This is a genomic window from Bradyrhizobium sp. AUGA SZCCT0222 (assembly GCF_018130205.1).
Lineage (GTDB): Bacteria > Pseudomonadota > Alphaproteobacteria > Rhizobiales > Xanthobacteraceae > Bradyrhizobium.
This window is the reverse complement of record NZ_JAFCLX010000003.1, coordinates 185,504-210,906: the sequence shown is the minus strand read 5'-3', so window position 1 is coordinate 210,906 and position 25,403 is coordinate 185,504. Positions and strand designations below refer to the sequence as shown.

The window sequence follows — 25,403 nt, the reverse complement described above, 5'->3', positions numbered from 1 at the left end:
GAATCCGCCAGCCCTTGACGTTCGCGGCCCGGCGGGCAATCTGTATTCCATGTTCTTGCAATTCTTCACATCGCTGCGTGACGCACAGGTCCCGGTGACCCTGCGCGAATATTTGACGCTGATGGAGGCGCTCGACGCCGACCTTGCCGATCAGACGGTGGAGAATTTCTATTACCTCTCCCGCGCCGCTTTGGTGAAGGACGAACGCAACCTCGACAAGTTCGACCGTGTGTTCGGCTCCGTGTTCAAGGGGCTGGAGAACCTGCTCGACGCCATGGAGAAGGCGGACATTCCCGCCGAATGGCTGAAGAAGCTCGCGGAGAAATACCTCACCGAGGAAGAGAAGAAGCAGATCGAGGCGATGGGCTGGGACAAGCTCATGGAGACGCTTCGCAAGCGGCTTGAGGAACAGAAGGGCCGCCACCAGGGCGGCAGCAAGTGGATCGGCACGGCAGGAACCTCGCCGTTCGGCGCCCACGGCTACAATCCCGAAGGGGTGCGGATCGGCCAGGAAAAGAACCGCAACAACCGCGCCGTCAAGGTGTGGGACAAGCGCGAGTTCAAGGATCTCGACGGCAATGTCGAGCTTGGCATCCGCAACATCAAGATCGCGCTGCGGCGGCTACGCAAATTCGCCCGCACCGGCGCGCCCGATGAACTCGACCTCGACACCACGATCAAGGAGACCGCCAATCACGGCTATCTCGACGTGCATATGCGCCCCGAGCGGCGCAACGCGGTCAAGGTGCTGGTGTTCTTCGATATCGGCGGCTCGATGGATTCGCATATCGAGCAGGTCGAGGAACTGTTCTCGGCGGCGAAGACCGAATTCAAGCACATGGAATATTTCTACTTCCACAACTGCCTCTATGAAGGCGTCTGGAAGCAGAACAAGCGGCGCTTCACCGACCGCACGCCGACCTGGGACGTGCTGCATAAGTACCCGCACGACTACAAGGTGGTGTTCGTCGGCGACGCCTCGATGTCGCCTTACGAAATCATGGTCCCCGGCGGCTCGGTCGAGCACGTTAACGAGGAGGCCGGCTCGGTCTGGCTCGATCGCATCACGCGCACCTATCCGCACGCGGTGTGGCTCAATCCCGTGGCGAAGAAGCACTGGGACTATTCGGAATCCACCACCATCATTCGCCGGCTGTTCTCGGAGCGGATGTACCCGATCACGATCGAAGGCCTCGAAGGCGCGATGAAGGAACTGGTGCGGTGAGGGCTATCGTCGTCGTTCCGGGGCGCGCGCAGCGCGAACCCGGAACCTCGAGATAATTGGAAATGAATCGATCGAGATTCCGGGTTCGATGCTGCCGCATCGCCCCGGAATGACGGATCAAGAGGGAACATCAATGCCCCAGACCATCCACCGCGGTATCAAATCCCTGATCGACGAAGCCAATGCCGAGATCGAAACCCTGAGCGCTGCGGATTCGATCAAGGCGGCTGCCAGCGACGACGTGGTCATCGTCGATATCCGCGATCCCCGCGAGATCGAGCGCGACGGCCGCATTCCCGGCGCGTTCTCCTGCACCCGCGGCATGCTGGAATTCTGGATCGACCCGGAAAGCCCCTACGCCAAGCCGGTGTTCCAGCAGGACAAGAAATTCATCTTCCACTGCGCCGGCGGCATGCGTTCGGCGCTGGCGGCCAAGACCGCGAAAGACATGGGCCTGAAGCCGGTCGCGCACATGGCCGGCGGTTTCGCCGCTTGGCGCGACGCCGGCGGCCCGGTCGAGAAGTGGGAGCCGAAGAAGAAGGGCTAGCATTCCCATCGTCATTCCGGGGCGATGCGTTAGCATCGAACCCGGAATCTCGAGATTCCGGGTCTGGTCCTTCGGACCATCCCGGAATGACCAGAAAGAAACTGCACACATGACCACCACCGACGATCCGCTTGTCTCCACCGACTGGCTCGCCGCGCATTTCGACGATCCAACCATCAAAATCATCGACGCGTCGTTCAAGATGCCGGGCATTCTGCCGCTGCCGAAGGACGATTATCTCGCTTCCCACCTTCCGGGCGCGGTCTTCTTCGACGTCGACGCGGTGTCCGATCATTCCAATCCGCTGCCGCACATGTTCCCGAGCGCCGAGCAGTTCGGCCGCGATGTCGGCGGGCTTGGAATAGGAAACGGCGATACGGTCGTGCTCTACGATTCCGGCGGGTGGGTCGCAGCACCGCGCGTGTGGTGGATGTTCCTGTCGTTCGGACACCAGAATGTCCGGATCCTGAATGGCGGCCTGAAGAAGTGGCGTGCCGAAGGCCGCAAGGTCGAAAGCGGTGAGGTCACGCCGAAGCCGGCGACGTTCAAGGCGACCTTCGATCCGCGGTACACGCGCAACATCCAGCAGATGGTCGACAACCTCACCAGCCGCACTGAGCAGGTGCTCGATGCGCGCGCCAACGAACGTTACCAGGGCAAGGTGCCCGAGCCGCGGCCGGGCCTGCGTTCGGGGCATATTCCCGGCAGTTTTAGCGTGCCCTACAACCAGCTGTTCGATGCCTCGACCGGTGCGATGAAGTCGCTCGAGGAGTTGCGCGGCGTGTTTGTCGGCGCCGGCGTCAAGCTCGACGCGCCGATCGTGACGAGTTGCGGCTCCGGCGTCTCCGCGCTGGTGCTGACGTTGGCGCTTTATCGCCTCGGCGTCCGCGGCAGTGCGCTATATGACGGCTCATGGACCGAATGGGGTGAGCAGGACGGGCCGCCGGTTGCGACCGGCCCCACCTGAGCGCCGCGGGTTTTATTATCTGCCGCGCGAGATTAGTTGCGCAAACGGGTCGGCCGCTTGCTGAGCCACCTGCCGCGCCTGCAGCGCGCGTCGCGCCGCGATGATGCGCCGGCGCTCTTTGGCGCGCTGCGCCCGCTTCCGGTTGACGCTGCGCTCTGGTTTCGCGGCCGCCGGTTTCACCGAAGTCGTTTCCTGGATAGCGACGGCAGGACCGCCCAGCGTGGCGATCTTCATCGCGGCGAGGTTGCCTTCCAGGGAGGGCGCTTCCGCCACCGGCGCAGGCTCGGTCGATACGGCTGATGTCGCCGGCGGCGGCGTTTCCACGATCGCCGCGAGCTTCACTTGCTCATTGGCCGCAGGCGTCTCGGCAGCAGGCGCTTCGGCGGCAGGCACCTCTGCCGGCGTGGCCTGAACAGCCGGTATTGTTTCTGCCGTCGGGATTTCCGCTTTCACCGTCTCGGCCGGCACGACCTCGTTCAGCTTCACGGGCTCGTCCAGCTTCAGCGCAGCAGTCTTTTCCGGTTCAGCCGGCGGCGCTTCCGGAGCTTGTGCGGCAGGGGTCACGCTCTCGATAATCGTCGCCGCGACATTGTCAGGCACCTTCTCCGCGACATCGGGCTCGACGCGCAGCAGGGCCAGCGTCGGCACCGGTGCTTCGTTCTGCCTGACGAATACGGGTTCGGGCGGCAGCCGCCGCGACGGGATGCTGGCAAATTGCTCATGCGCGGCACGCAGCAGCGCCGCCGCACCAAGCCCAAAGACCAGAACCGACATCGACAGCACGATCGCGGCGAACAGAAAGCGAAAACCGGGGAGCATGGACGCGAGTTCCGCCTTGCCGGGAGCATGCAGGGCTGTTGATGCCAAGGGAACGCGGTGACCACTGGGAAGCGGCTGGATTCGCACCGCGAATCAGGCCGATTCGAGAGTATCTCAACGTCTCTAACCTGTTTGTTACAAAATTGGCGGCCAATGGCGGCGCTAGAGCGTTTTCCAGCGAAGTGGGCACCCGGTTCGCGTCAAGAAAACGCGTCAAATCAAGAATCTAGAGCCCCGTTCCGATTCAATCGGAACGGAAAAGGCTCTACGCCGGTAATCAATGTTTTTCGCGCCGTGCGGCATCTTTGCCGCAGCGTTCACGGCCCATCACAAAATGACCGATTTGGGCCGAATTTGACGGATTTGTCTTGAATGCGCCGCTATCTTCCGTCATCTGCCGTTAACGGTCCGGTGTGGCTTGGGGACTATACAAGAGCGATGATGATTAACCGTATTCTGACGATTTGCGCTGCCGTCGCTGCTGCCTCGGCAGGAATTTCGCTTGCCCAGGCACAGCAGGGCTATCCCGCTGGCTCGACCTATTCGGCAGCACCGGGACCGTATGTTCCCGGTGGTTATGGCATCGATCAGCGCCGCGGACCCGGCACGCCCGATTTCGATGCCTTGGACGACGAAGACGACGAGGCGCCGAACGCCCGGAGTTCGACCGCTCTGCCGCCGCCTGGTCCGGTGCTGTCGCCGAACGACCCGCGCTACGGCCGGCCGATGTATTCCGACCGCGGCCCGCCGATGCCCACGGGTCCCGTCCTTTCGCCGGATGATCCGCGTTACGGCCGTCCTGCCGGTCCTCCCCCGGTGATCTACTCCGATCGCGGCGATGGCCGTGTTCCCGCTGCAGGCGTGGTCTATCCGAGCGACGACCGCTTGCGGCCGCCGGAAGCCGTCGGCGGCGGACCCGCCGTCACCGGCGCCGTGCAACCCCAGCAGCAGCCTGCTGTTGGCGCTGACGGCAGGCCGATGGTGCTTTCCGCATTGCCGCCGGAAGAACAGCCGGAAGCGGCGCCCGTGCAGCTTCCGCCGCATCTGCGCCGTCAGGAAGTTTCGTTCGCGACCAAGGAGCCCGCCGGCACGCTGGTCGTCGATACGCCGAATACCTACCTCTATTACGTGCTCGGCGGTGGCCGCGCGATCCGCTACGGCGTCCGCGTCGGCCGCGATGGCTTCACCTGGACCGGCGTGCAGAAGGTCAGCCGCAAGGCCGAGTGGCCGGATTGGCATCCGCCGTCGGAGATGATCGAGCGTCAGCCCTATCTGCCGCGCTTCATGGCCGGCGGCCCCGGCAACCCGATGGGTGCCCGCGCGATGTATCTGGGTTCGACCGTCTACCGCATCCACGGCACCAACCAGCCGTCGACGATCGGCAAGTTCGTCTCGTCGGGTTGCATCGGCATGCTGAACGAGGACGTGTCCGACCTGTTCGAACGCGTCAAAGTCGGCACCCGCGTCGTCGTGATGCCCGGTGGTCCGCCGCCTGGAACCGCGACCGCTTCGGCCGCGCCTGCTCAAGGCTTGGCGCCTGCAACTGCCCAGGGCGCGCCGGCTCAAGCGCAGCTCGCTCCGGTTCCCGGCATGCAGCCGACCGTGGTGCCCCCGCTGCCCGCGCCGGTGACGGTACGCTAAGCCTAGACACGACCGCTATAAAAAAGGCCCGCACAGCGGGCCTTTTTTTCGTCATTGCGAGCGAAGCGAAGCAATCCAGCTTTCTTTGCGCGGATTGCTTCGCTCGCAATGACACTGTGAGCGCTCGCGCCCTCAGACGAGCTTCGTCGGTGACGTAGCCGAGGTGCGGCGACAGCACGAGGTGATCGAGTTTGCGGGGATGCTGGGCTGCTGATTTGCCCGACGTGTCAACGCTCAAAGCATCGATGCCGGCGGCTGACGGCTACTTTGCACGGGGTTGTTTTCGATATTTTTGGTTGAGGGTGAGACCGGCGTCCTCAAGCCAGCTTCCGCAGCGCCTCGCCCTTGAACCAGGCGTCGATGCCTTCGACCATCTGGCGATAGTGGTTGCGAAAGCTGTCCTCGGTGACGTAGCCGAGATGCGGCGTCAGCACGAGGTTGTCGAGCTTGCGGAAGGGATGCTCGACCGGCAGCGGCTCGACCGAGAACACGTCGATGCCGGCGCCCGCGATCTTTTTCTGTTGCAGCGCTTCCAGCAGCGCGCCTTCGTCAACGATCGGCCCTCGCGCCGTGTTGACGAGGTAGGCGGTCGGTTTCATGCGGGCGAGGTCTTCGCGTCCGACCAGCCCGCGTGAGCGCGGACCCAGCACCACATGCACGGTGATGATGTCTGATGTGGCGAACAATTCCTCCTTGGAGGCGTAGCCGACGCCGGCTTCCGCGCATTTCTCGGGCGTGAGATTCGGGCTCCAGGCGATCACGTTCATGCCGAAGGCCTGCGCCAGTTTTGAGACCTTGGTGCCGAGCTTGCCGAGGCCGATCACGCCGAGCGTGCGGCCCTCGATCTCCATGCCGACGAATTTCTGCAGCGGCTCGCCGGCATGCATCCGCGCATTCTCGCGGCCGATATTGCGGGTCAATTCCAGGATCAGGCCCATGGTCAGCGGCGCGGTGGGATCGCGGCCCCATTGGGTGCCGCACAGCACCACGCCGTGGTCCTTGGCGGCTTCCATGTCGATCGCGGCGTTGCGCATGCCCGATGTGATCAGCAGTTTCAGCTTCGGCAGCGCCGCAAACATCGTGCGCGGAAACGGCGTGCGCTCGCGCATCGCGCAGATGATCTCGAAATCCTTCAGCGCACTGGCGGCGGTTTCCGCGTTCGCAAACGGCTGGTTGAAGACGGTGACATCAACCCGGTCGGCGATTTGGGACCAGTCGGCGACCTTCAGGGCCACATCGAGATAGTCGTCGAGGATTGCACAGCGCAGCCGCGTCATTGGAAAGTCCGATCATGGCGAGGGTGACGGCGGATTGGTCCGTCAGGGGAGATAGCCATGGTCGCGCGCAATCGAGGGCTGCGCAAGCGGCCCAAAAGCGGGGCCAGGTCAAAATTCCGGGAAGCTCAGTTCGAGCGGGAGAGGTGCTTGGCGCGCCAGGCGGGGCCGGGGCCGCGCATATAGTGCAGTTCCGGACGATAGGGATTGAAGGCCTTGGCGACGAACTGACGCCAGAAGTTGCGAAGTTCGGCGAGCGGCTTTGCAAGGCCGTGGCCGTGCGCCGGGGTGGAAAGGGATGCCGAACTGGTCGTCGCCATGACGCGGTCTCTGGTTTCCATTCGCGGGCTTTGCCGCGGAGACGCCGTTTTTCGGTGTCTTGAACGACTTTTGGCCTGATTTATTAAAAGAAGGTTTCAATTGTCGTGATCTGGCGCACACATGCCCGCACATGGTGACCATCCCGTATTCATCCGTGGTGAACGAACAGAAAACGCGTTCCCGCGGTTGCCCTTTGGGGGCCGCGCCGCTACATCAGCGGCAGCAAAATTTCCATAAATCCTCTGGTTTCAAGGGATCGCGATGGCTCGCCAGTTCGTCTATTTCATGCAGGGTCTGACCAAGAGCTACCCGACCCGCAAGGTGCTCGATAACGTCCATCTATCGTTCTACCCGGACGCCAAGATCGGCGTGCTCGGCGTCAACGGTTCCGGTAAATCGACCCTGCTGCGGATCATGGCCGGCCTCGACAAGGAATATAACGGCGAGGCCTGGGTCGCCGAGGGCGCCCGGGTCGGCTACCTTGAGCAGGAGCCGCATCTCGACGAGACCAAGACGGTCCGCGAGAACGTCATGCTGGGCGTGGCCAAGCAGAAGGCGATCCTCGATCGCTACAACGAACTGGCGATGAATTACTCGGAAGAGACCGCCGACGAGATGACCAAGCTGCAGGACGAGATCGAGGCCGCCGGCCTGTGGGATCTCGACAGCAAGGTCGATCAGGCGATGGACGCGCTGCGCTGTCCGCCCGACGATGCCGACGTCACCAAGCTGTCGGGCGGTGAGCGCCGCCGCGTGGCATTGTGCAAGCTGCTGCTCGACCAGCCGGACCTGCTGCTGCTCGACGAGCCGACCAACCATCTCGACGCCGAGTCGGTGTCGTGGCTGGAAGGCCATTTGCGCAACTATCCCGGCGCGATCCTGATCGTGACCCATGACCGCTACTTCCTCGACAACGTCACGAGCTGGATCCTCGAACTCGATCGCGGCAAGGGCATTCCCTACGAGGGCAATTATTCGTCCTGGCTGGTGCAGAAGCAGAAGCGCCTCTTGCAGGAAGGCCGCGAGGACGCCGCGCACCAGAAGACGCTTGAGCGCGAGCAGGAGTGGATTGCGTCGTCGCCCAAGGCGCGCCAGGCCAAGTCCAAGGCGCGCTACCAGCGCTACGAGGACCTGCTGAAGCAGGCCAGCGAGAAGCAGACCCAGACCGCGCAGATCACGATCCCCGTGGCCGAGCGGCTCGGCCAGAACGTCGTCGACTTCGAAGGCCTCAGCAAGGGCTTTGGCGACCGCATGCTGATCGACGACCTCACCTTCAAGCTGCCGCCGGGCGGCATCGTCGGCGTGATCGGCGCCAACGGCGCCGGCAAGACCACGCTGTTCCGGATGATCACCCAGCAGGAGACGCCGGACAAGGGCACGATCACCGTCGGTGAAAGCGTGCATCTCGGTTACGTCGACCAGTCGCGCGACGATCTCGACGGCAAGAAGAACGTGTGGGAGGAAATTTCGGGCGGCAACGAGTTGATCTTGCTCGGCAAGCGCGAAGTCAACTCGCGCGGCTATTGTTCGTCGTTCAACTTCAAGGGCGCCGACCAGCAGAAGAAGGTCGGCGCGCTGTCGGGCGGTGAGCGCAACCGCGTGCATCTGGCCAAGATGCTCAAGTCCGGCGCCAACCTGCTGCTGCTCGACGAACCGACCAACGATCTCGACGTCGACACGTTGCGCGCGCTGGAAGAGGCGCTGGAGAACTTCGCCGGCTGCGCCGTCATTATCAGCCATGACCGCTGGTTCCTCGACCGCATCGCCACCCACATCCTGGCCTTCGAAGGGGAAAGCCATGTCGAATGGTTCGAAGGCAATTTCCAGGATTACGAGAAGGACAAGATGCGCCGGCTGGGTCAGGATTCCATCATCCCGCATCGCGTGAAGTACAAGAAGCTGACGCGCTGAGCTGTGGTTCGCGCTGAGATGACGGAGCCGTGTCGCAGGCGCTACTCCGCCTGCGCCAAATGGCCGCTCAATTCCGCCCGTCCGGAGGGTGCCATATCCGGCTATTAGATTGGCCGCGATTGCCCCACCCAAGTCCCGCACAGAGAGACCCCCGACCATGTCCATGACGCCGGAAACGCCGTTGCCGCCCCCAGCTGAGAGGAAGGCATTGCGTCCGATCCCGTTCCTGATCTTCAGCTCCCGCTGGCTGCAATTGCCGCTTTATATCGGCCTGATCGTCGCGCAGGGCGTCTATGTGGTGCTGTTTCTGAAGGAGTTGTGGCACCTGTTCGCCCACGCCTTCGATTTCAGCGAGCAGCAGATCATGCTGGCGGTCCTCGGCCTGATCGACGTGGTGATGATTTCGAACCTCCTGGTGATGGTCATCGTCGGCGGCTATGAGACGTTCGTCTCCCGTCTCAATCTGCAAGGGCATCCCGACCAGCCGGAATGGCTCAGCCACGTCAACGCCAGCGTGCTCAAGATCAAGCTCGCGATGGCCATCATCGGCATCTCGTCGATCCATCTTTTGCGCACCTTCATCGAGGCCGGGAATCTCGCTTCGGGCAAGGGCTCCTACACCGAAACCGGCGTGATGTGGCAGACCATCATCCATACGGTTTTCATTCTGTCCGCGATCGGCATTGCCTATGTCGACAAGCTGTCGAATGATTCCGCCGAAAACGCCAAGCACGCCGCCGCCACGCATTGACGGCGATCGCCTTCGGCAAGCGGTGGACGTCACTTCAGCCGGCGTTTGATATCGCCGAATCTGTCGAGGAAATTGCGTGCTCGAGGCAGAGCATCATGGAGGAACTGCTTTGGTTCTCGCAGCCAGAGCCCCTCGATTTGCCGCGAGCGCTGTTCCGAAACCAGAATGTCGGCTGGCAAGTCCACCAGGCTTGCGTCCCAGCCGGGAAAAAACCGGCGGCCGCGCTTGAAACCGAAGGCGAGCAGGCGCTGTTCCGTCGTGAGGCCGTGATAGTCGAAGGCGTTGATGCCATCCGTCACATAGATGTGGTTGCCGGTGAACCCGGCCGTGGGTTTGATCCAGCGGGCGTGGAAGCCAAGGTCCGGGTATCGTTCCAGAAAAGCGAAGGCCAGCACCTGACAGGCGCCATTGGCGAAGAAGTGCCGATCGGGCCTGTGCCAGTGCTTGGCCGGGTCATTCTTCACATTGATCTTTGGGAAGAACATCGCGCGGATGGTCCCGGCTGGTTACAATCACCGGGCCGAACGACTCAGCCTGGTGGATTACCGAGCGTCATGGAACAGGTGCGCGCGTGCAATATGCAACTATGATTGGGCGAGCGGGAATTCTGTTATGGGTCGCCCTGTTCGGCTCACAACCCGCCCTTGCCGCCGATGCCGGCTTCACGCAGTTCATTGCCTCGCTGTGGCCGGAGGCGCAGGCCGCCGGCGTATCGCGAGCGACGTTTGACGCCGAGACCCGCGGCCTCGAGCCGGATTACAAATTGCCCGACCTGATCCTGCCGGGACGGCCCGCCACCGGCGCGCCGTCGCAGGCCGAGTTCGTGCAGGTGCCGGCCGACTATGTGAAGGAGGCCTCGATCGCGCGGCTGGCGGCGGAGGGGCAGAAGCTGATGCAAAAGCATCGCGCCGCTCTCAGTCAGATCGAGAGCCGCTTCGGCGTGCCCGCCACGGTCATGCTCGCGATCTGGGGCCGCGAAACCGATTATGGCCGTCATCGATTGCCTTACGACACCGTGCGCGTGGTGGCGACGCAGGCCTATGTCGGCCGGCGCAAGGATCAGTACCGCGGCGAATTCATTCTGGCGCTGAAGATCCTCGGCGAGGGCGCGGTGACGCGCAAGGACATGCGCTCGTCCTGGGCCGGCGCCACCGGCCTGACGCAATTCCTGCCGGGCGAATATTACAAGCATGGTGTCGATTTCGATGGCGATGGCCGCATCGATATCTGGAATTCGGTGCCCGACGCGCTCGCCTCCGCCGCCCAGCAGCTTGTCAACAAGGGCTGGCAGCCGGGTTTGCGCTGGGCCTATGAAGTGCGCGCGCCTGATAATGTTGACTGCACCATGGGCGTGCCCGAGGTGACGAAGCCGATCGGCGAATGGCTGCGCGCGGGCTTTGTGCCGGTGCGCGGCGCGAAGTTGAGTGCGGCCGAGCAGGCCCAGCCGGCCTCGCTGCTGCAGGTGGAAGGCATCTATGGTCCGGCGTTCCTGACCACCAAGAACTACTTCGTGATCAAGGAATATAACTTCTCTGACTTGTACGTGCTGTTCGTCGGCCATCTCGCCGACCGCATGTCGAACCCGCTGCCGTTCGCGACGCCATGGTCGGCATCGACGCAATTGCGCAGCAAGGACGTCGAAGCCATGCAGCGTCATCTGACGCGGATCGGCCTCTACAAGGACAAGCTCGACGGCAAGGCCGGCATGCAGACCCGCGCGGCGCTGGGGGCGTATCAGAAGCAAGCAGGGCTGAAGGTTGATTGCTGGCCAAGCGAAGCGGTGCTGCGCTCGATCAGCTCGTCGCGTTGACTTGGTTGATCGTAGCCCGGATGAGCGAAGCGACATCCGGGTCGGTGCGCGCCTTGTTCCCGGATATCGCTGCGCTCATCCGGGCTACGGAAGCTATGCTGCAAGCAAAAGACATCAGCGCGAACGAAAAAGCCCGGCCGAGGATCCCGGCCGGGCTTGAACCCGCAAGGCGCGTTAGACGCGCCGGTGGTCAGATCAGTGGCAGACCTCGACGCGGCGGTAGGCCCAGCCGTAGCCGTCCCAGAAGCGCTCGCGAACGAGGCGGCAGGCCGGGGGCGCGTCTTCCACATAGACCGGTCCGCCGTAAGCCGGGCGGCTGGAGGCGATGGCGCCACCGATGATCGCGCCGCCGATCAGGCCGCCGACCACGCCAGCTGCCACGCCGCGCTGAGCGTTCGCGGGTGCGGGTGCCGCAGCGAGCGAACCGGCAATCGTTGCGGCCGCGACGAAGGCAGCAAATGTCTTCTTCATGTTGGGGACTCTCCTGGAGGTGGCGCCTGATCAGCCGACGCCGGGTTTAGGGTTAGGCACACACGCCGTACTCGAATTGGCCGCTTCGAAAAGAGCGCACAACGGTCAACCGAAAGTAAACGTGCGGGCTTGATGGCCGAAAAAAGCGGTTTTTTCTGGCCTTGGAACGGCAAAGCCCCGGAGAACCATGCGGCTTTCCGGGGCTTTGCGTACGATTTAATGAAGGTGAACGGGTGTTCAGCGCGTTTTCGGGCTTCGGTTCTTGATCCGATCAGAACCGCTCTAGTCGCAGACCCGAACGCTGCGGACCCGCCAGCCATAGCCGTCCCAGAAGCGCTGCTTCTGCCAGATGCAGTCAGGACCGTAGCCGGGTTCGGCAACATAGGCCGGGCCGCCGTAATAGCCCGGGGCCGGCGCATAATAGCCCGGACCACCGTAATAGCCGTTCTGCGAGGCGATCGCGCCGCCGACAATGGCGCCGCCGATCAATCCGGCTGCGACGCCGGCCGCTACGCCACGCTGCGCATGGGCAGGAGCCGGAACAGCTACCGCGGAAACAGCCAAAGCGGTGACGGCAGTCAGCGCCATCAATGTCTTCTTCATGGGCCTCACCTTTCTGATGGAGCAAAGGACGGCGGGAAAGCGGTCCGTCGCGGCGGAAAGTTCCATATTTTGCTGAAATGATCAATGAACGGGACCGCCTCATTTGGCGACGAAGGGGCATGCGGTTGGGCTTCATTGCGGTGCAAAAGGCCCGTTTCCCAGCCGTTTTTGAAGAGGATTCCGGGATGAGCGGGATGCCAATATATCTGGTCGCACTCGGCGGCATGGCGGTGATGTTCTATTGGGTGGTGGCCCGGACGTACAATATCAGCGCATGGCCCAGCGGCTCGTCGCGCGACAGCGACCGCTATCGCGACCGCAATGATGACAGCTATGGTTCCAGTAGCGGCGGCGGCAGCAGTGGCTCGAGCATCGCCAACCTGTTCAGCAGCGATAATTCAAGTTCGAACTGCTCGTCCGACAATTCCACTCCGGCCGATAATTCCAGCTCCAGCTGTTCGTCCGACAGTTTCAGCTCGTCCGACGACTCCAGCTCGTCGAGTGATTCCTCCAGCGATGATAGCGGGGGAGGCGACAGCGACAGCGGTAGTGACAGCGACAGCGGCGGTAGTAGCGATGATTGATAGTGGTGGAGGTGGTGGTGATTAAGGTCACAGTGCCTGCGCGGGAAACCTGCGATTGTGCCTGTAAGACAAGGCTTTTTAGACTCATTCCAAACTGAGTTAGGCTCAGTTTGGAATTGCTTGAAAGTGTTGTTTTTCCTTTTGCATCGCGACCGCCGCTTCAATATCGAAGTGGGTAAGCATCACCGATGGGCCTGCCGTATTCATGATCGTCTGTTCCTGTAACGTCATCAGCGACCATGATGTCCGCAACGCCGTCAGTGCAGCTTCGGGTGTGGCGCGCAATCCCAAGCAGGTCTATGGATGCCTCGGCTGCAGCGCCGAATGCGGTCGCTGCGCGCGCACCATCAAGGCCATCATCGACGAAGCGCTGGGTCCCTGCGCCAAGGCCTGCTGCTCGGGCTGCCCGCATAGTCACGCTGTGACCGAAGAGCAGGCCCACGAGTTCGCGCTCGCCGCCTCCTGATACCTCTCAAATCCACGGGATAGGTCGGTTCCCATCGCTTTTTTGCGGGAACGGTTGCTCTTGCCTCCAAACTGATTTAGAAACGTTCTAAATACTGTTTCGGGCCGATTTGGCCTCAAAACCACGGAGTGCACCAATGCAGGGCGACCCAAAAGTCATCGATTATCTCAACAAGGGCCTGCGCAGCGAGCTTACCGCGATCAGCCAATACTGGCTGCATTACCGGCTCCTGAACAATTGGGGCCTGCTGAATATGGCCAAGGTCTGGCGCAAGGAATCCATCGAGGAGATGGAACATGCCGACAAGTTCACCGATCGGATCCTGTTCCTCGACGGCTTTCCCAATTTGCAGGTGCTCGATCCCTTGCGCATTGGCCAGAACGTCCTGGAAATCATCGAATGCGATCTGGCCTCCGAGATATCCGCGCGCGCGCTCTACCAGGAAGCCGCTACCCACTGCCACGGCGTCAAGGATTACGTCTCACGCGACCTGTTCGAGCAGCTGATGAAGGACGAGGAGCATCACATCGATTTCCTCGAGACCCAGCTCGACCTGATCAAGCGCATCGGGCTTGAACTCTACACCCAGAAGCATGTCGGCGGGCTCGAGGGCGAGCACTGAGGCGGCCAGCTTCGGCGGTCACAGGTAACCATCTCGTCATGGCCGGGCTAAAGCGCGAAGCGCGTCTTCGCCTTGGATGACCCGGCCATCCACGACTTAGGCGCCAGACCGTGAAGACGTGGATGCCCGGGGCATAGGCGAGCGAAAGCGACGCCGTCCTTTAGACGGCTATGCCCGGGCATGACGGCGAGAGTCGCAGCTTAACTCTTCACCTTACAGCTGAGTCTTGTAGCGCTCGTAAATCACTTCCTGGCTTTCCCGTTCGCCAAGGCCGGTCTGGTCGTGAATCACTTCGCCGATGCTGGGCATCACGGCGCGTTCAACCCGCGTATCGCCCGCCCACAGCTTTGAGCGCATCAGCGCCTTGCCGCAATGGAAATAGGCCTCGTGCACGTCGATGTGCAGCACCGCGCGCGGCGGCTTGCCGAACTCCACCATCGACGCCATCACCTCCGGATCCACCGATACCTTGCCCTTGCCGCCGACGCGTAGCGTCTCGTCGATCCCCGGCACGAAGAAGATCAGCTGCACGAAGCCGCTTCCCTCGACAATGTTGCGAAAACTGTCGATCCGGTTGTTGCCGGAGCGGTCCGGCATCAGCAGCGCCTTCGGTCCGGCGACATGGATGAAGCCGGGATTGCCGCCGCGCGGCGAGGCGTCGACGCTGCCGTCCGAGCCCGACGTGGCCAGCACGCAGAACGGCGACATGCCGATGAATTTCTTCGCATGGACGTCGATCTCGGGGCGCGCCTTCGCGATCACGCGCGGCGAGGGGGCAGGATAGATCGCGGCGAGGTCGCTGGCGGCAAAGTCGGTCAAGGCACATCTCCTGAATGAATGCGGCGCGATGACGTGAAGATACCATCGCGGTATTCCGGCGACCACCTATTATCACTACATCCTGCAATCCCGGATGCTGCCGGAATCCTACACCGCGTCCGCAGGCACGAAACAGCTGATGATGATGCTGCCGCGGTGATGCACGTACCACACCACGGCCTCTCCGATCGGATTGCCGTGATCGCGAATGACGGCGCGGTCGGGCACCACCATCCATTGGCCTTCGATCGGCACCCAATAGGCGCCGTCGCGCACGTCGTAGGAGGTGCGATGGCCGTCGGAAATATCGCAGCAGGGCACGCCGTTCGGCGCGATCACACTCTTGAACCAGTTGCGGATATCGGGTGGGACATTCTCGAACTGGCCCTTGTCGACGGCGAGCGCTGCGCTTGCGAGCGCACAGAGACACACGAGTAGAGCGAGCTGCGCGAGTCTTCGCATCCAATCCTCCACCGTGTTGTCTTTCGAATCGTATCGGTGACAATTCAAGCGGAGCAGGCGAACTGATGCACGCTCAAATAATGAGCGGTGCGGCGGGCCCAAAATTGATGCGGTGCGAAATCGGGAATTCATGCTGGCCGCTCAGCCGTCGCATCGAACTGATTACTGCCTTGAAATGGGCGCAGCACGAACGTGCTATCTTCTTGCGGTGGACGTGTGGTGAGCTGGCGGGGGCAGCAAGCTGCCTAACATGCGGTCTGACCGCCCGTGGTTGGTGGAGGGAGCCGCGCTGCGGTCATCGTCACGATTGGAAACGCGTTGGGCACGAATCCGAAGATTGCGATAGGCTTGCTTTCACCCGTGGGATTGCTGTTTGCGCTCCCCGTCTTGCTCTGGGCTTTCAGCTTTACCGAACTCCTCGGGCTGGAGAAATGCAGCGTCGGTTCGATTGGCGTTGCTGAATACGAGCGCATCCTGTCTCGGGCGGGCGCGCAACGCTGGACAGTCTGGCCCGGTCTGTCGAATGGGGTGTTTTGGCCGTCGGACAGTGGCTTTCGGGGCCCGACAGCAACCTTCAACAGCAATCTCAATGATCAGCTTCTCTCACACATTAGAGAGCTTGCTGGATCCGATCCGTCCATCAGTCGCCAACTGGCCTCGGCCCATGCCGTCATGCGTAGCATGGGTGCAGAATACGTCCAAACGCAGGAGGTGCCGGACATGCGCGGGGACCGCACCAGTTCGCGCGTCCATTTCCAATACTACTTGCCTCAAGTGCGTTTCGCGCCTGTGTGTGTTCTTTGCCTGATATGGTCGTACACAACCATTGACGTGATCTTTTCTCATGATCTTGCCACCGATCGATACGCGTTTCAGGAAGTCAACGTTCTGCACGCCGGGCTGAAAGGAGCCCCCGACAAAAATCGCGCGCGCAACGTCCCATGGGGTAGTTGTCCCGAGTTTCGAATATCCAGGCGGGTCGACGATAGATGATGCAGCAATCGGAAGGAGCTATGGGGTTGCAGCAATCGCTATTGCGGCATCGCGCGTCGCTTGGCGTATGCCTTTGGCGTGACATTCTGCCAGGCCATTGTCAGCGCGCTTTTTAGCGTCGCCGCATTGGCCTTGGCCAGGCGAACATTGGTGTAGCCCTGTTTGCCCCATCCACCTGGCACCGGGCGGAAGATTTCGGGCTCCGCCTCTACCAGCATCGATTGCTGCTCGTACGTTAGCTTGACCGTGTCCCAGTTTTCGTCGGGATGGCCCAGCGTAGCGAAGATACGTTTACCGACGCGGAAATCAGCCTTGCCGTGATGCGCGCTCTCCACCGTATCGGAAAGCGCGAGTGCGGTCCGACGAAAACGGCTGGTTGACATTGCACGCTTTCTTCCGGGCCTACATCGTCCGCTGCGGCGCGGTCTGCAGCAATTCCTGCAATTGCTTCTTGTAGAATGCCGCGTTGCCGGTGGTGAGGTGTCCGCGCGTCTCGGTCGAGGGCGGGATCAGGAACAGGCGGCCATTCTTGACGCGTTTCATCGCTGCATCGGTGACGCCGGTTTCCGGCGGATTGCGCTCATCGTCGGCGGCGTTGATCGCAAGCAGCGTCGCTTCGATCTTGTCGAGCCCTGCGGACGGATTGTAATCGCGCGAAGCTTCCCACTGATAGATGAAGTCGTTGGCATCGGCTGTAATCGGCAGCGCCAGCCGGTCGTCCACCATCTTGTCCGCCTTCGCGCCGGTCGGCGCCAGCATCTGATAGGCCAGCGTGCCGCCGCCGGTGGCGATGCCATAGGCGGCGATGGCGTATTTCATCATGCGCGGCTGGGTGACGTAATTGCCGCGATTGTAGTCGGGATCGTTGCGGATGGTCTCCAGCATCATCCGCCGCAGCATCCAGTTGCGCGCCGCCATCTCGGTCGGCTGCGCGGCCATCGGCACCAGCGCGTCCATGTACTGCGGATACTTGCCGCCCCAGATCCAGGTATGCATGCCGCCCATCGAATTGCCGATCACCAGCCGCAGGTGCTTCACGCCGAGGCCTTCCTTGAGCAGGCGGTAATGCGCGTCGACCATGTCCTCGTAATTGTATTTCGGGAATGCCGTCTTCATGCCGTCGGAGGGCTTTGACGATTTGCCGTGGCCGAGCCCGTCCGGGATGATGATGTAGTATTTCGCCGCGTCCAGCGGCTGGCCGGGGCCGAACAATTCGCCGGCAAAGGTCGGCGTCAGCATGTTGGTGGCCGAGCCACCCGATCCATGCAGCACCAGCACCGGCTGGCCGGTCGGCTCGCCGATCGTGGTGTAGTGCAGCCGCAGCTCCATGGCTTCGCCGGAGTGGAATTTGAAATCCTTGGCGATCCAGTCGCCCTGTTGGGGCGCCGGATAATCTGCGGCAGACGCGGCGAAGGAGGTCAAGGCGAGTGCAGCCGTTAACGTGATTTGCGAAAAATTCATGCTGATCTCCCCTGATGCGGCGCTCTTTTTTAGGGCCACTTGTCAGGGAGCCTATCACAAGGGCGTTTCACCGCACCAGATTGCCGTACAGCGTGTAATTGGCTTTCGGGCCCTGCATCACCAGCGTCCAGTGCGTAAAGTCGACGCCGGAGGTGCAGGAATTGCCGCCACCCTGCAGGATCAGCGTCAGGACCTGCTGCCTTGCGATACCAGGCTGAAACACGCCGCTGCCTGAGGCGGGCGCTGACAGTTTCCATTCCTTGTAGAGCGTCGGTCCCTGGCCCCTGTCGGGCCGGTCGCGCGGGTCGACCTCGAACACCGAGATCGTTGGGGGACGCGTCAACGCTAACGTGCCGGTGTGGCCGGCGGCGTCGCGGAACGAAAGCACGAGTCTGTCCTCGCGCCATTGCGCCGAAAGTGTGTAGGTGCCGGCGGGCGAGGCGATGCCTTGGATGCCCTCGACGTCGCCTTCGCCCGTGAACAACGTCGCCTTGCCGCCGAAACGCAGGCTTTCAATCTCCTGCTGCTTGCCGGAATCCAGCACCACGGTGGCGACGTTGCGTTGGCCTTCATTGGTGCAGCAGGCGCAGGCGACGGCAGAGGAGACAAGGGCCGGGCTGGTTTGGCTCAGGATGAACAATGCGAGCAGGATGCTTGGGCCGCGGCCGAACCGTGCGATCATCGGATGCCTTTCACTGGCGCGTGACCGTTGGTCGCCGTTTCTGTCTTGCGCGTTCACCGGATTGTGTGCGTTCGCGGCTAGGCGGTGTCCTCGACATCGGTCTCCGGCCTGTCGTTGCCGGCCGCGGTCTCGGTCTGCCACTTGCCGTCAGCCGTTTCGTATTCGATCACCTCGGTGCGACCGGGCACCCGCTGCTCGGCCGCCGCACGCCGCGCGGCCGCGAGCGCCGCGGCGTGGGTCCGATACGGTTCGGAAAAAACGCCATTGGCGGTATAGGCCCAGCCGCCGTCATGCTCGACGATCTTGTAGGTCACGTGGCTCATCGGGAACTCGCTATGCCATTGCCGAGAGGGTGAACGCGCCGGTCAATCTATGACAGAATAGTCGAAACTGTCGGATTTTGCATCGGCCGTTCGTCCTTGGAATGGCCAGCCTGCATCCCGAGGAGAGAACCATGTGTCGCAACATCAAGACCCTGTTCAATTTCGAGCCGCCGGCGACGCACGCGGAAATCCATGCTTCGGCGTTGCAATTCGTGCGCAAGCTTTCCGGGTTCAACTCGCCGTCGCAGGCCAATGCGGAGGCCTTCAACCGCGCGGTCTCCGAGGTTTCCGACAGCGCCCGCCGCCTGCTGGCGTCGCTGCAGACCAACGCGCCGGCCCGCGACCGCGAAGTCGAGGCCGAGAAGGCACGGGAACGTTCGCGGGCGAGATTCGGGTAAGACGGGCTGCGTTCGCCGCCCGGCATTGAATTGGAGGCGTTCCTGATCGCGTTTTCCTGGGTTCGGTAGCCCACGTGACGTAGCTCACAGTGCGGCCGGTCGCCCGGGCATAGGTTGGCACCATCCGATCGCCATGGAGGGTGCCATGAAGCCGACGACTCCCCTGAAACTGAGCGCCACCGCTTTCACCGTGCTGTGGTCCGGCTGGATGCTGTGGGTGGGTGGAAACTACGAGCCCGCCGTGATCGCTATTCTGGCGATCTCGGGCTCCATTGCGGGTTATCTCTGGTATCGCAGCATGCACTGGTGCTTCCGGCTCATGCGCCTGCTGCCGAACACTCGTGCCAGTGCCAACGCCGCACGTTGAACGTCATGATCGCGCGTTTGCTCGGCTGGGCGCTGCTGATGTTGTTCACCGGACTGGCGACGGCCTGGTTGCGTGGCCAGGTCGATCCCGTGATCCTTTTGGGCGAATGGTAGGCGACGCTCGCGGGCCTGTTTGGCCGCGGCGCTGAGCGGCGCGCTTACTTCTTGTCCTTATGTTTGCGCTTGTGCTTCTTCTTTTCCTTGCGGCGATCGTCGTCGTCACCATCAGCGTCGCCATCATCGCCGTGCAGGGCCGTCTCGAGTGCCTCTCGCTCGGCGGCTTCACGTTCGGTGTCCTCAAGTGCCGCGGCTTCACGCTCCGCTGCCTCGCGCTCGCGCGTCTTCCGGTGATCTTCCCAGGCATCGAAAATCAGATGCAGCCACGGCATTACCTGCTCGATCGAGGGTAACTGGCCGGGCGGTCCGGGTTCGCCGCGCGGACCGGCTGCGCCTTGCGGACCGGGCTTGCCCTGCGGGCCGGCTTCGCCGCGCTTGCCTTGCGGTCCGGCTTTACCTTGCGCGCCGGCCTTGCCGTCCGCTCCAGGCTTGCCGCGCGGGCCTTCCAGGCCCGGCGGTCCGGGATGCCCCTGCGGTCCCGGACGTCCGGGCTCGCCGCGCGGGCCCTGTGGTCCCTGTCGTCCCTGCCGGGTACCTGCTTCGTCCGCCACGTGTGCGCTCCGAATATGATTCCGAAGCGCTTCTTATCAGACGTTTGATGACGGCTTCAATTGAGTTGTCGATTTTGATCAACATCAACGGAATCGTCATGGAGGCGTCGCCGTTGGCGGGCCCCCGATGACGGTTCTGCTACGAACGCAGTACGATCGGCACGAAGCGTGGTTTCCTCAATGGCGTGGTTTGTTGGTTCGATCGCAATTTGGCTTCCAGGCGCAGCAAAAAGATTTCCGCAAGCATTGTCGTTCTCCATTGTTAGCGTGTGTGGAGATTGGTCGTCAGCTTGCCGATGTCCGTTCGATTTTTCGGCCCGAACCGGGAAGTCTCGCTTTGCTTATGTGATCCATCTCACGGGCAGATTGAGCAGGCCGCGAAACGCCCAGCCGCCGATCCGCACCGGCTCGCTCTCGTCGAGTTGCAGACCCTTGAGCCGTGTGAAAATGCCGGGCAACGCGACATCGGCGACCATCGCGCGCGAGGCGAAGGCGCCGGCGCAATAATGCGGGCCGGCGCCGAACGCGATGCTCTTCGACGTGTTGCGGGTGATGTCGAAGCGATCAGGATCGCCGAAAACGGCCTCGTCACGGTTGGCGGAGCCGAACATGAAGAACACGCGGTCCTCCGGCTCGAAATCGACGCCGCCATAGGACCACGGTTTTGCAACGCGGCGCGGCGACATGCCGATCGGGGCGATCCAGCGCGCATATTCCTCGAACACGTCGAGCCATTTCGCCTTGCCCTCGCGAACCAGCGCGAGCTGCTCGGGATGCGTCAGCAGCGCCCAGGTCGCGCCGGCGATGGCGTCGCGCGGTTCGTTCTGGCCGCCCGAGATCGCCAGCTTGATGTTGGCGCGGATGCTTTCCATGTTCTGCCCGGAGGCCAGGAGCACGCTGAGGATCGAGGTGTTGGGATGTTTGGCCACCACCGGGATCATGTCGTCGATCGCGGCATCGATGCCTGACGTCGCGGCGTGGCAGCGCGCCTCGACCTCCCTGTTGCCGGTGTAATTGGCGATGCCGTCGATCATCGCCTGCGACCAGGCGTCCATGTCCTGGTAGCGCATGTTGGTCAGCCCGGTGATGTCCTTCAGGCATTCGGCCGACAGCGGCAGCGCCAGCGCCTTGCACAGATCGGCTTTGCCCTGCGGCACGAGCTCGTCGAGGATGCGGTCGGCATGGGCCTGGAACTGGCGCACCCAGGTGTCGCGCACGGTGCGCGGCGACACCGCCGGAAACATCGCCGCGCGTTCCGACATATGCGCATCGCCATCCTTGCGCATCATGTTGTGGCCCATCAGCACGTTCATCAGCCCCGCCGGCTGATGCGAGGAGAACACGTCGATGCGTTTTTCCTGGGTGAAGATGTCGTCGCGCCGGGTGAACACGGTCGAGCCCAGCTGCGGCACGAACGCGATCGGTGCTTCCTTCCGCATCCGCGCCAGGGCCGGATAGGGATCGGCCCAGAACGTTGGTACGTCGATGTCGAAATGCGGGGCGTTGGACATGATCGGTTACCGCGGGTGGGAGAGCTAACTAGTTGCCTAGGCAAGTATGTCATTGCCGGGCCTGACCCCGCAATCCGTTTTTCCTGGGTTCCCGCACCAAATCGCGGGTCCCGTCGGCTCAGACCGTCCGGTAGCCGCCATCCACCATCACGATCGACCCCGACACATAGGCGGACAGATCGGACGCCAGGAAGACCGCGGGGCCGACGATATCTTCGGCGGTGCCGGCGCGGCCGAGCGGGGTGTGGTCGACGAACACTTTTACCAGCGCCGGATTGCTGGCGCGGACCTTTTCGTTCAGCGGCGTCTCGATGAAGCCCGGGCCGATCGCGTTGACGCGGACGCCGTCCTTGCCGAGTTCGGCGGCGAGCGCCTTGGTGAAGCCGAGCACGCCGTGTTTGGAGGCGGTGTAGGCCGGCGAACTTGGCGTCTTCAGATGCACGAACGACTGGATCGAGCCGATATTGACGATGCGCCCCTTGGCTGATCGCAGCGGTTCGAGGAAGGCATGCGTCACGTTGAAGACGCCGGTGAGGTTGATCGCGATGATGTCTTCCCAATCGTTGATCACGGCTTCCGCCGCGCCCAGCATGCCGTTGCGGCGGGCGATGCCGGCATTGTTGACCAGGATCGAGACCTGGCCAACTTTTTCGGCGACGCGCCTGGCGATCGCGACGCAGTCGTCGCGCCTGGTGACGTCGAGCAGGAAACTTTCGGCCTTGCCGCCGGCGTCGCGGATTTCCTTTGCCACGCTGGCCGCCGCCGCCTCGTTCATGTCGAGCAGCACCACGCGCGCGCCCTCGCTGGCGTAGCCTTTTGCGATCGCGCGCCCGATGCCGGAGCCTGCGCCGGTGATGACAGCGATGTGATTTTGGAGCAGGGGCATGGATGTTTCCTCAACGGTTCTGTTTTTGTGTGAGGATCATATTAGGATGCGGATCGCGGGCCGTCAGCCCCCGGACGGTGCTGGAAGCGCGGGGCAGGTGTGTGCGGAGCATGGAGCCGGCAGCGCGACGCGGCAGGCGTTTTTCAAAGCGGCAAGGCCGGCGGGGCATCACCCACCGGCCTTGATCCATGAAATGATGATGGTCGATGGGCGCAAGCTTAGATCTTGCAGGCGCCCTTCTTGAGCATGCCGTCCTTGATCGCGATCGCTGCGGCGAAGGTCGGGACCGGCTTGCTGACGGTCTTGTAGTTCGAGGGGATCGGCTTGGTCGGAATGCTCTCGTCCCAGATCTGGCAGGCGCCGGTGCCTTCCCAGCGGATCAGATGAAACGCGGCTTCGGCAGGCGCGGTCGCGGCAAAGGCGGACAGTGCGATAGCGGCGGCGGCACTGAGAGCGGTAACTCGAAGCATGGGCAAAGGTCTCCTGTTGGGAAATGTCTGGCCGGCCCCCGCAATGCGTGCTGGCGGGGCCGGCGCCCGATGGGGATCCGGGCATTCATTGAGTGTGGCGAAAGCGTGATTGGTTCAATTTTTCCGCCACGAAGAAGGCCGGCGGGGCCGGCCTTGATCGAAGCGTCAACGCGCTCAGAACGAGCAGGTGCCGTTGTGCAGCAGGCCGTCTTTCAGCACCAGCGCGTCGCCGAAGGTCGGCACTTCGCTGCCGACGACGACCGTGTAGTTGCCCGGATATGGCACGGTCGGCACGCTCTGGTCCCAGATCTGGCAGAAGCCGGAATCCTGCCAGCGGATCAGATGAAAGGAGGCTTCGGCGGGGCTCATGGCGGCAAGCGAAGTGACGGCAACGGCGGCAGTGGCGGCGAGGAGGCAAAGACGGCGCATCGAGGGTCTCCTGAGCATCAAAGGGTTTGCAGCTCTCCCAGCCAATGAAATCCGATCGGGGAGGTGCCCGAGACGTCATGTCCCGGTCATGAATTATGTCCCGCAAGTGCCCGATTGGTTCAAAGCGCGCGCCCAGAAATGGCCGGGCCTGAAGCGCGATGGAACCCTGCAAATCGCGCGGCGTGAATAGGCTTTGTCGATCCCGTCAATCGGTTACAATCAGCCAAGCGCGACTCTGATTCACCGTCGCGGCGCTCGCTCTCCACCGCCTAAGGAAACACTCCATGAAGAAGTCATCCGCCATTCGTGTCGCGCTCGTTGCGCTGACGGCTTTCGCCGGCGCCGCGCTGTCCTCCGTCGCCCGTGCCGATGAGGGCACCATCGCGATGACGATCTACAAGGCCGGATGGGTCATCGGCGGCTCCGGCGGCAGCGGCACGCTGAACTTCCGCGGCCGGCGCTACACGCTCTCCACCGGCGGGCTGGATTACGGCCTGGTGTTCGGCGGCTCGAAGACGGTGCTGCGCGGCCGCGTCAGCAACATTTACCGGCCGTCCGACGTCGCCGGCGTCTATGGCGCGGCGGGCGCGGGCCTTGCGATCGGCCGCGGCGCGCGCGCGATCGTGCTGACCAACCAGAAGGGCGCGGTGCTCGAACTCGCCGGCCAGCAGACCGGCCTGATGGCGAATGCGGATTTGAGCGGGCTCGCGATTACGCTGAGGTAGGAACTGCGTAGGGTGGGATAGGCGAAGCCGTAACCCACCTTCTTTGCTCATCACGCGGTGGGTTACGCCTTCGGCTAACCCACCCTACGATTTCTTGCTCACCATCGCGTGAACAGCCTCGCAATGGCGCACGAGATTGGGATGATCCGACACCAACGCCTTCAGCGGCGTCGGAATGGGTAGGAAGTGAATGTTGGCGATGAAGCCGTAGATGCCGGCATCGACGCTGGTCGGCGTCACCCCATGCACATATCCATCGGCCGGAATCAGATCGGCCAGCACCTGCAGATCCGCCAGCCCGCGTGCGTAGGCCTGGTCGGGCGTGTAGCGGCCGATGCCCTGGAAATAATAGCGCTGCGCGTTGTAGTCCCGCGCCTTGTTCAGCCCAGCCGCGTCGATCTGCGAATGCTGCGCCATGAAGCCGTCGCGGAACGCGGGGAAGTACCGATCGTCTTTCCAGCGCGAATACGACATCACCCAATAGAGATCGTCGAGCATGCGTGTGACCAGATGATCGGTCATGCGCTGCGCAGGCGTCAGTGCGGCGTCTATGGTGAGGCGATGTTTTCGCACCAGATGCGCAATGATGGTCTCGCTGTCGCCGATCGTTTCGCCGTCATCGACGATGTAAGGCAGCTGCCCGCGCGGCGCCGCCGACGCGTCGAACAGATGCTCATGGACGAACGGCACGTCCGTGAGCTTGAGGAAGGCGAACACCTTCAGCCCATAGCCGTTATTGTCGGCGACGCCGAACAGTTCTGGATAGGAATAAAGCGTCAGCATCGGCTCACCGCGCCTTCAGCGACGCCACGCCCTCGATCTCGATCAGCATCTGCGGGTTAGGCAGCGCCACCACCACGCAGGTGGTGCGTGCCGGATAGGGCGCCGGCCCGAACGCGTCCGCATAGAGCTTGTTCATGGTGGCGACGTCGGACGCGCGCGTCAGCAGTACGTTGACCTTGACCAGGTCGCGGAACGTCGCGCCGGCCTCATCGAGGATGCGCTTGATGTTGATCACGACGTTGCCGAACTGCGCCTCGAAGCCGTCGGGCAGCGCGCCTTTTTCGTCGAAGCCGGGAATGCCTGAGATGAACAGCAGATCGCCGACGCGGGCGGCAAACGACAGCGGCGGCGACTTGATGCCGGCGGGAGGGAGGAAGTGCTGGATGGGCATGGGGCGCCTCGATTGATCTGAACT

At 62.7% G+C, this 25,403-nt stretch carries 33 protein-coding genes; 14 read left to right on the top strand and 19 right to left on the bottom strand.

What is annotated here, in order from left to right; all coding sequences use genetic code 11:
* The first annotated feature begins 49 nt into the window (after positions 1-49).
* The 3 genes from JQ629_RS03855 to sseA all read left to right on the top strand — a co-directional run bounded on the left by JQ629_RS03855 (position 50) and on the right by sseA (position 2,739).
* The gene (locus JQ629_RS03855) at positions 50-1,225 is read left to right on the top strand and encodes a vWA domain-containing protein (protein ID WP_192740051.1); all 1,176 of its coding nucleotides are present in this window, start codon (positions 50-52) and stop codon (positions 1,223-1,225) included.
* A 133-nt stretch (positions 1,226-1,358) separates the two neighbouring features.
* Positions 1,359-1,772, top strand: a complete 414-nt coding sequence (locus JQ629_RS03850) for a rhodanese-like domain-containing protein (RefSeq protein ID WP_212389824.1) — start codon at positions 1,359-1,361, stop codon at positions 1,770-1,772.
* Between the two features lie 109 nt (positions 1,773-1,881).
* Positions 1,882-2,739, top strand: a complete 858-nt coding sequence (sseA, locus tag JQ629_RS03845) for a 3-mercaptopyruvate sulfurtransferase (protein ID WP_212411304.1) — start codon at positions 1,882-1,884, stop codon at positions 2,737-2,739.
* A 15-nt stretch (positions 2,740-2,754) separates the two neighbouring features.
* Here the strand turns inward: sseA and JQ629_RS03840 are convergent, their stop codons facing one another.
* Entirely contained in the window at positions 2,755-3,558 is an 804-nt protein-coding gene (locus JQ629_RS03840; RefSeq protein ID WP_212411303.1) for a hypothetical protein, read from the bottom strand.
* A 438-nt stretch (positions 3,559-3,996) separates the two neighbouring features.
* Here JQ629_RS03840 and JQ629_RS03835 point away from each other — a divergent pair, with 438 nt between their 5' ends.
* On the top strand, positions 3,997-5,199 hold the full coding sequence (locus JQ629_RS03835) for a L,D-transpeptidase (protein ID WP_212411302.1): 1,203 nt from the start codon (positions 3,997-3,999) through the stop codon (positions 5,197-5,199).
* A gap of 317 nt (positions 5,200-5,516) precedes the next feature.
* On the opposite strand, the gene JQ629_RS03830 is transcribed toward JQ629_RS03835, so the two are convergent.
* Entirely contained in the window at positions 5,517-6,476 is a 960-nt protein-coding gene (locus tag JQ629_RS03830; RefSeq protein WP_212411301.1) for a D-2-hydroxyacid dehydrogenase family protein, read from the bottom strand.
* A 125-nt stretch (positions 6,477-6,601) separates the two neighbouring features.
* Complete coding sequence (locus JQ629_RS03825; RefSeq protein ID WP_212411300.1) at positions 6,602-6,793, bottom strand: hypothetical protein; 192 nt, start codon at positions 6,791-6,793, stop codon at positions 6,602-6,604.
* Positions 6,794-7,055: 262 nt separating this feature from the next.
* On the opposite strand from JQ629_RS03825, the gene ettA reads away from it, so the two are divergent.
* The gene (gene ettA / locus JQ629_RS03820; protein ID WP_212266802.1) at positions 7,056-8,705 is read left to right on the top strand and encodes an energy-dependent translational throttle protein EttA; all 1,650 of its coding nucleotides are present in this window, start codon (positions 7,056-7,058) and stop codon (positions 8,703-8,705) included.
* A 157-nt stretch (positions 8,706-8,862) separates the two neighbouring features.
* Positions 8,863-9,456, top strand: a complete 594-nt coding sequence (locus JQ629_RS03815) for a TIGR00645 family protein (protein ID WP_192740043.1) — start codon at positions 8,863-8,865, stop codon at positions 9,454-9,456.
* A 29-nt stretch (positions 9,457-9,485) separates the two neighbouring features.
* On the opposite strand, the gene JQ629_RS03810 is transcribed toward JQ629_RS03815, so the two are convergent.
* Positions 9,486-9,941, bottom strand: a complete 456-nt coding sequence (locus tag JQ629_RS03810; protein WP_212411298.1) for a hypothetical protein — start codon at positions 9,939-9,941, stop codon at positions 9,486-9,488.
* Positions 9,942-10,042: 101 nt separating this feature from the next.
* On the opposite strand from JQ629_RS03810, the gene JQ629_RS03805 reads away from it, so the two are divergent.
* Positions 10,043-11,266: a lytic murein transglycosylase gene (locus JQ629_RS03805; RefSeq protein WP_212411423.1), complete on the top strand. Its 1,224-nt coding sequence runs from the start codon at positions 10,043-10,045 to the stop codon at positions 11,264-11,266.
* A 195-nt stretch (positions 11,267-11,461) separates the two neighbouring features.
* On the opposite strand, the gene JQ629_RS03800 is transcribed toward JQ629_RS03805, so the two are convergent.
* Both JQ629_RS03800 and JQ629_RS03795 read right to left on the bottom strand, forming a co-directional pair.
* Positions 11,462-11,737 carry a hypothetical protein gene (locus JQ629_RS03800; protein WP_212033871.1) on the bottom strand — a complete coding sequence of 92 codons (276 nt, stop codon included), beginning with the start codon at positions 11,735-11,737 and terminating at the stop codon, positions 11,462-11,464.
* A 282-nt stretch (positions 11,738-12,019) separates the two neighbouring features.
* Positions 12,020-12,340 carry a hypothetical protein gene (locus JQ629_RS03795; protein ID WP_192740040.1) on the bottom strand — a complete coding sequence of 107 codons (321 nt, stop codon included), beginning with the start codon at positions 12,338-12,340 and terminating at the stop codon, positions 12,020-12,022.
* 125 nt (positions 12,341-12,465) lie between these two features.
* Here JQ629_RS03795 and JQ629_RS03790 point away from each other — a divergent pair, with 125 nt between their 5' ends.
* From JQ629_RS03790 to bfr, 3 genes are all read left to right on the top strand, one after another.
* Complete coding sequence (locus tag JQ629_RS03790) at positions 12,466-12,924, top strand: hypothetical protein (RefSeq protein WP_212411296.1); 459 nt, start codon at positions 12,466-12,468, stop codon at positions 12,922-12,924.
* A 205-nt stretch (positions 12,925-13,129) separates the two neighbouring features.
* Positions 13,130-13,390 (top strand): (2Fe-2S)-binding protein, encoded by a 261-nt coding sequence (locus JQ629_RS03785; protein ID WP_192740038.1) that lies wholly within the window; start codon positions 13,130-13,132, stop codon positions 13,388-13,390.
* Positions 13,391-13,526: 136 nt separating this feature from the next.
* Positions 13,527-14,012, top strand: a complete 486-nt coding sequence (gene bfr / locus JQ629_RS03780) for a bacterioferritin (RefSeq protein ID WP_212411294.1) — start codon at positions 13,527-13,529, stop codon at positions 14,010-14,012.
* Positions 14,013-14,225: 213 nt separating this feature from the next.
* Here the strand turns inward: bfr and JQ629_RS03775 are convergent, their stop codons facing one another.
* Positions 14,226-14,831: a pyridoxamine 5'-phosphate oxidase family protein gene (locus tag JQ629_RS03775; protein ID WP_192740035.1), complete on the bottom strand. Its 606-nt coding sequence runs from the start codon at positions 14,829-14,831 to the stop codon at positions 14,226-14,228.
* A gap of 108 nt (positions 14,832-14,939) precedes the next feature.
* Positions 14,940-15,293 carry a hypothetical protein gene (locus JQ629_RS03770; RefSeq protein ID WP_212411292.1) on the bottom strand — a complete coding sequence of 118 codons (354 nt, stop codon included), beginning with the start codon at positions 15,291-15,293 and terminating at the stop codon, positions 14,940-14,942.
* 318 nt (positions 15,294-15,611) lie between these two features.
* Between JQ629_RS03770 and JQ629_RS03765 the strand changes: the two genes are divergently transcribed.
* A complete protein-coding gene (locus JQ629_RS03765) occupies positions 15,612-16,286 on the top strand; it encodes a hypothetical protein (RefSeq protein WP_212411290.1) in 675 nt (224 codons plus the stop codon).
* A gap of 38 nt (positions 16,287-16,324) precedes the next feature.
* On the opposite strand, the gene JQ629_RS03760 is transcribed toward JQ629_RS03765, so the two are convergent.
* The 4 genes from JQ629_RS03760 to JQ629_RS03745 form a co-directional block, all read right to left on the bottom strand.
* Positions 16,325-16,669, bottom strand: coding sequence for an MmcQ/YjbR family DNA-binding protein (locus tag JQ629_RS03760; RefSeq protein WP_212411288.1), 345 nt, complete (start codon positions 16,667-16,669; stop codon positions 16,325-16,327).
* 19 nt (positions 16,670-16,688) lie between these two features.
* The gene (locus JQ629_RS03755; RefSeq protein ID WP_212411286.1) at positions 16,689-17,747 is read right to left on the bottom strand and encodes an alpha/beta fold hydrolase; all 1,059 of its coding nucleotides are present in this window, start codon (positions 17,745-17,747) and stop codon (positions 16,689-16,691) included.
* A gap of 67 nt (positions 17,748-17,814) precedes the next feature.
* Positions 17,815-18,429 carry a hypothetical protein gene (locus tag JQ629_RS03750; RefSeq protein ID WP_212411284.1) on the bottom strand — a complete coding sequence of 205 codons (615 nt, stop codon included), beginning with the start codon at positions 18,427-18,429 and terminating at the stop codon, positions 17,815-17,817.
* 77 nt (positions 18,430-18,506) lie between these two features.
* On the bottom strand, positions 18,507-18,752 hold the full coding sequence (locus tag JQ629_RS03745; protein WP_212266777.1) for a DUF2188 domain-containing protein: 246 nt from the start codon (positions 18,750-18,752) through the stop codon (positions 18,507-18,509).
* Between the two features lie 131 nt (positions 18,753-18,883).
* On the opposite strand from JQ629_RS03745, the gene JQ629_RS03740 reads away from it, so the two are divergent.
* Both JQ629_RS03740 and JQ629_RS03735 read left to right on the top strand, forming a co-directional pair.
* On the top strand, positions 18,884-19,150 hold the full coding sequence (locus tag JQ629_RS03740) for a DUF2277 domain-containing protein (RefSeq protein WP_211997302.1): 267 nt from the start codon (positions 18,884-18,886) through the stop codon (positions 19,148-19,150).
* A 145-nt stretch (positions 19,151-19,295) separates the two neighbouring features.
* The gene (locus JQ629_RS03735; protein WP_212411281.1) at positions 19,296-19,517 is read left to right on the top strand and encodes a hypothetical protein; all 222 of its coding nucleotides are present in this window, start codon (positions 19,296-19,298) and stop codon (positions 19,515-19,517) included.
* Positions 19,518-19,674: 157 nt separating this feature from the next.
* Here the strand turns inward: JQ629_RS03735 and JQ629_RS03730 are convergent, their stop codons facing one another.
* From JQ629_RS03730 to JQ629_RS03710, 5 genes are all read right to left on the bottom strand, one after another.
* A complete protein-coding gene (locus JQ629_RS03730; protein ID WP_212411279.1) occupies positions 19,675-20,184 on the bottom strand; it encodes a collagen-like protein in 510 nt (169 codons plus the stop codon).
* A gap of 341 nt (positions 20,185-20,525) precedes the next feature.
* Positions 20,526-21,695 carry a cytochrome P450 gene (locus JQ629_RS03725; protein ID WP_212411277.1) on the bottom strand — a complete coding sequence of 390 codons (1,170 nt, stop codon included), beginning with the start codon at positions 21,693-21,695 and terminating at the stop codon, positions 20,526-20,528.
* Between the two features lie 118 nt (positions 21,696-21,813).
* A complete protein-coding gene (locus JQ629_RS03720) occupies positions 21,814-22,581 on the bottom strand; it encodes an SDR family NAD(P)-dependent oxidoreductase (RefSeq protein WP_212411275.1) in 768 nt (255 codons plus the stop codon).
* Positions 22,582-22,799: 218 nt separating this feature from the next.
* Positions 22,800-23,051, bottom strand: coding sequence for a hypothetical protein (locus JQ629_RS03715; protein ID WP_212411273.1), 252 nt, complete (start codon positions 23,049-23,051; stop codon positions 22,800-22,802).
* Between the two features lie 174 nt (positions 23,052-23,225).
* The gene (locus JQ629_RS03710; protein WP_212411271.1) at positions 23,226-23,480 is read right to left on the bottom strand and encodes a hypothetical protein; all 255 of its coding nucleotides are present in this window, start codon (positions 23,478-23,480) and stop codon (positions 23,226-23,228) included.
* A 284-nt stretch (positions 23,481-23,764) separates the two neighbouring features.
* Here JQ629_RS03710 and JQ629_RS03705 point away from each other — a divergent pair, with 284 nt between their 5' ends.
* The gene (locus JQ629_RS03705) at positions 23,765-24,205 is read left to right on the top strand and encodes a hypothetical protein (RefSeq protein ID WP_212411269.1); all 441 of its coding nucleotides are present in this window, start codon (positions 23,765-23,767) and stop codon (positions 24,203-24,205) included.
* An 84-nt stretch (positions 24,206-24,289) separates the two neighbouring features.
* Here the strand turns inward: JQ629_RS03705 and JQ629_RS03700 are convergent, their stop codons facing one another.
* Positions 24,290-24,988: a glutathione S-transferase family protein gene (locus tag JQ629_RS03700; protein WP_212411267.1), complete on the bottom strand. Its 699-nt coding sequence runs from the start codon at positions 24,986-24,988 to the stop codon at positions 24,290-24,292.
* 4 nt (positions 24,989-24,992) lie between these two features.
* Complete coding sequence (locus JQ629_RS03695; RefSeq protein WP_212411265.1) at positions 24,993-25,379, bottom strand: RidA family protein; 387 nt, start codon at positions 25,377-25,379, stop codon at positions 24,993-24,995.
* Positions 25,380-25,403: the final 24 nt, after the last annotated feature.

Coding starts and splice junctions, on each gene's coding strand:
- JQ629_RS03840 (WP_212411303.1), bottom strand. CDS start 3,558: ATGCTCCCCGGTTTTCGCTTTCTGTTCGCCGCGATCGTGCTGTCGATG.
- JQ629_RS03715 (WP_212411273.1), bottom strand. CDS start 23,051: ATGCTTCGAGTTACCGCTCTCAGTGCCGCCGCCGCTATCGCACTGTCC.
- JQ629_RS03830 (WP_212411301.1), bottom strand. CDS start 6,476: ATGACGCGGCTGCGCTGTGCAATCCTCGACGACTATCTCGATGTGGCC.
- bfr (WP_212411294.1), top strand. CDS start 13,527: ATGCAGGGCGACCCAAAAGTCATCGATTATCTCAACAAGGGCCTGCGC.
- JQ629_RS03800 (WP_212033871.1), bottom strand. CDS start 11,737: ATGAAGAAGACATTTGCTGCCTTCGTCGCGGCCGCAACGATTGCCGGT.
- JQ629_RS03835 (WP_212411302.1), top strand. CDS start 3,997: ATGATGATTAACCGTATTCTGACGATTTGCGCTGCCGTCGCTGCTGCC.
- JQ629_RS03855 (WP_192740051.1), top strand. CDS start 50: ATGTTCTTGCAATTCTTCACATCGCTGCGTGACGCACAGGTCCCGGTG.
- JQ629_RS03705 (WP_212411269.1), top strand. CDS start 23,765: ATGAAGAAGTCATCCGCCATTCGTGTCGCGCTCGTTGCGCTGACGGCT.
- sseA (WP_212411304.1), top strand. CDS start 1,882: ATGACCACCACCGACGATCCGCTTGTCTCCACCGACTGGCTCGCCGCG.
- JQ629_RS03805 (WP_212411423.1), top strand. CDS start 10,043: ATGATTGGGCGAGCGGGAATTCTGTTATGGGTCGCCCTGTTCGGCTCA.
- JQ629_RS03755 (WP_212411286.1), bottom strand. CDS start 17,747: ATGAATTTTTCGCAAATCACGTTAACGGCTGCACTCGCCTTGACCTCC.
- JQ629_RS03785 (WP_192740038.1), top strand. CDS start 13,130: ATGATCGTCTGTTCCTGTAACGTCATCAGCGACCATGATGTCCGCAAC.
- JQ629_RS03720 (WP_212411275.1), bottom strand. CDS start 22,581: ATGCCCCTGCTCCAAAATCACATCGCTGTCATCACCGGCGCAGGCTCC.
- JQ629_RS03700 (WP_212411267.1), bottom strand. CDS start 24,988: ATGCTGACGCTTTATTCCTATCCAGAACTGTTCGGCGTCGCCGACAAT.
- JQ629_RS03825 (WP_212411300.1), bottom strand. CDS start 6,793: ATGGCGACGACCAGTTCGGCATCCCTTTCCACCCCGGCGCACGGCCAC.
- ettA (WP_212266802.1), top strand. CDS start 7,056: ATGGCTCGCCAGTTCGTCTATTTCATGCAGGGTCTGACCAAGAGCTAC.
- JQ629_RS03710 (WP_212411271.1), bottom strand. CDS start 23,480: ATGCGCCGTCTTTGCCTCCTCGCCGCCACTGCCGCCGTTGCCGTCACT.
- JQ629_RS03760 (WP_212411288.1), bottom strand. CDS start 16,669: ATGTCAACCAGCCGTTTTCGTCGGACCGCACTCGCGCTTTCCGATACG.
- JQ629_RS03770 (WP_212411292.1), bottom strand. CDS start 15,293: ATGCGAAGACTCGCGCAGCTCGCTCTACTCGTGTGTCTCTGTGCGCTC.
- JQ629_RS03810 (WP_212411298.1), bottom strand. CDS start 9,941: ATGTTCTTCCCAAAGATCAATGTGAAGAATGACCCGGCCAAGCACTGG.
- JQ629_RS03850 (WP_212389824.1), top strand. CDS start 1,359: ATGCCCCAGACCATCCACCGCGGTATCAAATCCCTGATCGACGAAGCC.
- JQ629_RS03725 (WP_212411277.1), bottom strand. CDS start 21,695: ATGTCCAACGCCCCGCATTTCGACATCGACGTACCAACGTTCTGGGCC.
- JQ629_RS03740 (WP_211997302.1), top strand. CDS start 18,884: ATGTGTCGCAACATCAAGACCCTGTTCAATTTCGAGCCGCCGGCGACG.
- JQ629_RS03795 (WP_192740040.1), bottom strand. CDS start 12,340: ATGAAGAAGACATTGATGGCGCTGACTGCCGTCACCGCTTTGGCTGTT.
- JQ629_RS03745 (WP_212266777.1), bottom strand. CDS start 18,752: ATGAGCCACGTGACCTACAAGATCGTCGAGCATGACGGCGGCTGGGCC.
- JQ629_RS03815 (WP_192740043.1), top strand. CDS start 8,863: ATGTCCATGACGCCGGAAACGCCGTTGCCGCCCCCAGCTGAGAGGAAG.
- JQ629_RS03735 (WP_212411281.1), top strand. CDS start 19,296: ATGAAGCCGACGACTCCCCTGAAACTGAGCGCCACCGCTTTCACCGTG.
- JQ629_RS03695 (WP_212411265.1), bottom strand. CDS start 25,379: ATGCCCATCCAGCACTTCCTCCCTCCCGCCGGCATCAAGTCGCCGCCG.
- JQ629_RS03750 (WP_212411284.1), bottom strand. CDS start 18,429: ATGATCGCACGGTTCGGCCGCGGCCCAAGCATCCTGCTCGCATTGTTC.